Source organism: Actinomyces sp. ICM47 (assembly GCF_000278725.1).
In the GTDB taxonomy this organism is placed as follows: domain Bacteria; phylum Actinomycetota; class Actinomycetes; order Actinomycetales; family Actinomycetaceae; genus Pauljensenia.
Genome location: NZ_ALCA01000011.1, coordinates 1 through 5,070 on the forward strand (window position 1 = coordinate 1; position 5,070 = coordinate 5,070).

A 5,070-nucleotide genomic window follows, 5' to 3' on the forward strand; every position below is an offset into this window, starting at 1 on the left:
ACCTGACAAACTCGATAAGCGCTGAACTGGACGCAATCGAGGGACAGCTCGTTGAGTCGGGCTACGACAGGTCCCACATCGATAGCTTCATCGATCATCTCGAGGAATCAGTGAAGCAAACCATCACGCTCCTTGCCGACGACGAGAACGCCCTACGTGAAGCAATACTCAAGCCCGAGGTATTCCGGTACTACGTTCTCGTACAATCAGCCTCAGCACGCCAGAACTACACCCCCAGCGAACTCCAATACCTCGACACACTCCTGGGTAGCGTCGCGCAGGAGTACCTGACGCTCGCACCAGCGTCACCGGATTTCAAGCACACAGCACTCGAGCGCACAATCACCGCACTGACACAGGTCTCCCACCAGCAGACCACCAAAGACCCGACCCACAGCACGGGCGAAAACCACCTGGACACACTCACCGAGCGCAGCAACCTTGCGGACACCTATGTGCAGACAGGGCGCCTCGATGAGGCCATCACCTTGTACGAGCAGATCCTTGAAGACTATGCACGTGTTCTGGGTGAGAATCATCCTCAGACGCTCAGCGCATGCAACGATCTCGCCACCTGTTACCAGGAGGCAGGGCGCCTCGATGAGGCCATCACCCTGTTTGAGCAGGTCATCACCGACAGCATCCGCATTTTTGGCGACGATCATCCTAACACCCTGACCTTGCGTAACAACCTTGCAAACTGTCACCTGCAGGCGGGCCGCTTCGTTGAGGCCATCCAACTGTACGAGCAGGCCGCCGCAGGCCGCGCGCGTGTCCTGGGGGAAGACCACTCCCTCACACTCAGCACGCGCAACAGCCTGGCAGACGCATACGAGTCTGCTGGCCGCCGCATTGAGGCCATCGCCCTGTTCGAGCAGGTCGCCGCAGGCCGCGCGCGCGTTCTGGGGGAAGACCACCCCCTCACACTCAGCACACGCAATAATCTCGCATACACCTACAATGCGGTGGGCCGCCGCGATGAAGCCATCGCCCTGTACGAACAGGTCGCGACAGACCGCGCGCGCATCCTGGGCGCCAACCACCCCCACACACTCAACACGCGCAACAACCTGGCTGACGCATACGAATCAGCTGGCCGCCGCGATGAAGCCATCACCCTGTACGAACAGGTCGTCACAGGCCTGACCTGTGTCCTGGGTCCCGACCACCCCCGCACGCTCACCGTACGCCACAGCCTTGCATGCGCATACGCGTCTGTTGAGCGCCACGATGAAGCCATCACCCTATTCGAGCAGGTCATCACAGACCGTGCGCGCGTCCTGGGCGACAACCACCCCCACACACTCACCGCACGCAACAACCTCGCAAGCGCATACGCGTCTGCTGAGCGCCACGATGAAGCCATCACCCTGTACGAGCAGGTCGCTCAAGACCAGGCCCGCGCCCTCGGCAAAGACCATCCCCACACGCTCACCACGCTCAACAACATCGCATACACATACCGGTCTGTTGGCCGCCTCCCTGAGGCCATTACCCTGTACGAGCAGGTCATGAAAGACCAGATCCGCGTCCTGGGCGAGGACCACCCGGGTACGTACAACACGCGCCGTGAACTCGCAGACTCATACCAAGAGGCTGGTCGCACAGACAATTCCATCACCCTGTACGAACAGCTCCTCGTCAGCAGCCAGCGCGTCCTGGGTGCCGACCATCCGTTCACCACGGCTATGTGTGAGGAACTCGAGGACGTGCGGCGCGAGCTGAAGCAGCGGGACAACCCCTCCGCCGACTAGCGCGCGTATAACCGAGTGGGCCGGTAGCGTGTGCTTCCGGCCCACTCGTGCCTCGTGGACATGCTCTCCTTCCACGTCGTACGCCCTGCCCACCCGATGCGTCCGACGCACAATGGAAGCATGCACGTTCCCTACGACACCGAGAAGTTCTATTACGGTTTTCCCGTCTATATCCTGGCTTATCCCGATGAGGAAGTGGGGGTTGGAATCACGACGGGATCCTCGTCGTATTCGCTTGGCCAGATGGTCATGATCGGCTGCGATTCCACCACGCACGCGGCGCGCTCGATCAAGCGCTCGGACGTGTGTTCCCTCAATCTTTTCGGGGCCGAGGCCATGGGACTCTTCGAATACGCGGGCACCATCTCTGGTGGAGATAAGCTCAGCGACACCCACGTGGCATCGAGCAACTATGACGGCATCCCCGTGCTCGACGATTCACAGATGAGCCTGGTGTGCCGTGTCCTAGAGGCCACGGATGACGGTACCTACACGCACTTCCGCTGCGAGGTCACCGCCCGGCTGGTTGATTCTGACCTCATCGACGAACGAGGTCGATTCCGATACGAGGAGCTCCGTACCGTCGAATACGTGGGCGATGCACGCCGTCGCATCTATCGGTACTTCTCAGAACAGGTGGAGCGTTTCGGTACATTCGTGCGCGCCTTCAAGGAGTCACTGCAGTCCTGAGATCACACAAACGACGAGGCCGGGGTCCCCACGTGGGTTCCCCGGCCTCGGTCATATGCGCAGGCTGTGAGCGCAGTGCTCACTCTTCTTCGGTGCCCGCGTACTTCGGGTTGGCGAGATTTTCGGGCGAGAGGATGCGCTCAACCTCGGACTCGGAGAGGAGTTCCATGTCGTGGATGACCTCGCGCACGGTCTTGCCTTCGGCGGCGGCGCGCTTGCCGACGACGTCGCCCAGGTGGTGTCCGATCACGTCGTTGAAGTAGGTGACGATGCCGATGGAGTTTTCCACGTAGCCGCGGCACACTTCCTCGTTCGCTGTGATGCCGGTGATGCAGCGTTCGCGCAGCGTATCGCATGCGTTGACAAGCAGGTTGATGGACTCGATGAGGGCCTGCGCGATGACGGGCTCCATGACGTTGAGCTGGAGCTGTCCGGCCTCGGCCGCCATGGTGACGGTCTGGTCATTGCCAATGACTTTGAAGCACACCTGGTTGACGACCTCAGGGATGACGGGGTTGACCTTTGCGGGCATGATCGAGGAGCCAGCCGCCATCTTCGGCAGGTTGATCTCGTTGAGGCCAGCGCGCGGGCCGGAGGCCAGCAGACGCAGGTCGTTGCAGACCTTGGAGAGCTTCACGGCGCTGCGCTTGATGGTGGCGTGCATGGACACGTAGGCACCCGTGTCGGAGGTGGCCTCGAGGAGGTTCGGGGAGCCGACGACGCGCGCGCCCGTGATGCGGCGCAGGTGACGCACAACGACCTGCTGGTAGCCGTCCGGCGTATTCAGGCCCGTACCGATGGCGGTGGCACCCAGGTTCGTCTCCAGGAGCAGCTCGGCGTTGTTGACGAGGCGCTCATCTTCCTCGCGCAGCGTGTGCGCAAACGCGGAGAACTCGCCGCCCAGCGACATGGGAACGGCGTCCTGCAGCTGGGTGCGTCCCATCGTCAGGATGTTGCGGAACTCGGCGCCCTTCTCGTCGAAGGCGTCCGCCAGCTCGTCGAGCGCCTTGCGTAAACGATTCACCTTGCGCCACAGGGCGATGCGGAACGCGGTCGGGTAGGCGTCGTTCGTTGACTGCGAGCGGTTGACGTGATCGTTGGGGTTGATCACGTCGTAGTGTCCCTTCTCCTCCCCCAGGATTTCGAGCGCGAGGTTCGCGATGACCTCGTTCGCGTTCATGTTCACGGATGTGCCCGCGCCTCCCTGGAACTGGTCGACGGGGAACTGGTCCATGCAACGCCCGTTTTCGATGATTTCGTCGCAGGCGGCGATGATGGCCTCGGCCTTGACGGGTTTCATGGCCTTGAGCTGCATGTTCGCCAAGGCGCACGCCTTCTTAACCTGCGCAAACGCACGAATCAGTTCGGGTGCTTCATTGATAGTGCGGCCTGAGATCTGGTAGTTCTCAATGGCTCGCAGTGTGTGGATTCCCCAGTACGCGTCGTCGGGTACTTCGCGCGTGCCGAGCAGATCCTCTTCGGTGCGGGTCAACGTCGTTCCTTCCGTCGGAGTGTACGCCGGAAGTTTCCCGGCGATCCGCCTCCATGGTAGGCACGAAGTCCCGCTTTGTCAGGAACTTTACGAATCTCGGGGAGGTCGTTGACGCTCCCCTAACTCGGCCTTTCGTCAGTCATGACAAGCGGCCTGCGCAACGGCATCGAGCAGGTCCCCGAGAGTTTCCCACTCCTCGATCTGCGCGTCGGTGAGCGCCACTTTCGCCTCGCGTTCGACGCGCGCAACGACGGCATACAGGGATACATCGTCCATATCCAGGTCCCCGCGCAGGGTCAGCTCGGCGCGCGCATCGCCAGGGGCAAGGTCGGCCTCGTCGAGGACGGCTTCCATCGCTGCCTCGCGCGCACGGTCCTGGGTACTGACGGACTCGCCCGCGTCGATGGACGAGGCCTGGGTACCCTCAGGTGCATCGTCCTCGGTAGCGGGATCGACCAGCTGCGCTAACCCGGCACGCAGCTGGTCTCCCAGCAGATCAGCGATGGAACCCATCAGCCCACCCGGTTGTTCAGCCAGCGCACGGGTGCACCCGCGCCCGCGTGACGGAAGGACTCAAGTTCATCGTCCCACGCCTGACCGAGCGCCAGTTCCAGGCCCTCGACGAGCTCTTCGTAGGAGGACGCGTTCTCCATGGCGGCGCGAATGCGGTCCTCGGGGACGACAACATTACCGACGGAGTCCATCTGTGAGTGGAAGATGCCCAGCGACGGGGTGTGACACCAGCGCCCACCATCGTTCGAGGCGGTCGCCTCTTCGGTGACCTCGTAGCGCAGATGTTCCCAACCGCGCAGAGCGGACGCCAAACGGGCACCCGAGCCAACCGGCCCAACCCACGAAAACTCGCAGCGGACCATGCCCGGCGCCGCATCTTGATCGGTCCACTGGAGGCGAACCTCCTGGCCGAGCGCGGTACCCAACGCCCACTCGATGTGCGGACACAGAGCGGGCGGTGTTGAGTGCACGAAAAATACACCGCGGGTGTATGACCCTCTCATTGTTCCTCCTTGTAGGCTTTGTCAGGATCGTCTTCCCCTACGTCCTAATTACCTGGGAGTCGCAACGAAATGCGCCGAAACGAGCACACACGATGTACTGACAGGATAGAGGAGCGCG

At 62.0% G+C, this 5,070-nt stretch carries 5 protein-coding genes; 2 read left to right on the top strand and 3 right to left on the bottom strand.

Translation table 11 applies throughout. From position 1 onward, the window contains the following. Together HMPREF1136_RS10205 and HMPREF1136_RS00515 are read left to right on the top strand one after the other, a co-directional pair. The coding region (locus tag HMPREF1136_RS10205; protein WP_009647343.1) for a tetratricopeptide repeat protein at positions 1–1,754 on the top strand (1,754 nt) is incomplete at its 5' end. A 120-nt stretch (positions 1,755–1,874) separates the two neighbouring features. Further along, positions 1,875–2,444, top strand: a complete 570-nt coding sequence (locus tag HMPREF1136_RS00515) for a flavin reductase (RefSeq protein ID WP_009647344.1) — start codon at positions 1,875–1,877, stop codon at positions 2,442–2,444. Between the two features lie 79 nt (positions 2,445–2,523). On the opposite strand, the gene aspA is transcribed toward HMPREF1136_RS00515, so the two are convergent. The 3 genes from aspA to HMPREF1136_RS00530 form a co-directional block, all read right to left on the bottom strand. Next, the gene (gene aspA, locus HMPREF1136_RS00520) at positions 2,524–3,936 is read right to left on the bottom strand and encodes an aspartate ammonia-lyase (RefSeq protein WP_009647341.1); all 1,413 of its coding nucleotides are present in this window, start codon (positions 3,934–3,936) and stop codon (positions 2,524–2,526) included. A gap of 135 nt (positions 3,937–4,071) precedes the next feature. Beyond that, positions 4,072–4,449 carry a phosphopantetheine-binding protein gene (locus HMPREF1136_RS00525; protein WP_009647345.1) on the bottom strand — a complete coding sequence of 126 codons (378 nt, stop codon included), beginning with the start codon at positions 4,447–4,449 and terminating at the stop codon, positions 4,072–4,074. Beyond that, a complete protein-coding gene (locus HMPREF1136_RS00530; RefSeq protein WP_034504225.1) occupies positions 4,449–4,952 on the bottom strand; it encodes a DUF3145 domain-containing protein in 504 nt (167 codons plus the stop codon). The genes HMPREF1136_RS00525 and HMPREF1136_RS00530 overlap by 1 nt, the downstream gene beginning before the upstream one ends. Between the last annotated feature and the right edge of the window lie 118 nt (positions 4,953–5,070).

What these genes read in the sequence shown, in the direction of transcription:
- HMPREF1136_RS00515 (WP_009647344.1), top strand. Translation starts at nt 1,875, where the DNA reads ATGCACGTTCCCTACGACACCGAGAAGTTCTATTACGGTTTTCCCGTC.
- HMPREF1136_RS00525 (WP_009647345.1), bottom strand. Translation starts at nt 4,449, where the DNA reads ATGGGTTCCATCGCTGATCTGCTGGGAGACCAGCTGCGTGCCGGGTTA.
- HMPREF1136_RS00530 (WP_034504225.1), bottom strand. Translation starts at nt 4,952, where the DNA reads ATGAGAGGGTCATACACCCGCGGTGTATTTTTCGTGCACTCAACACCG.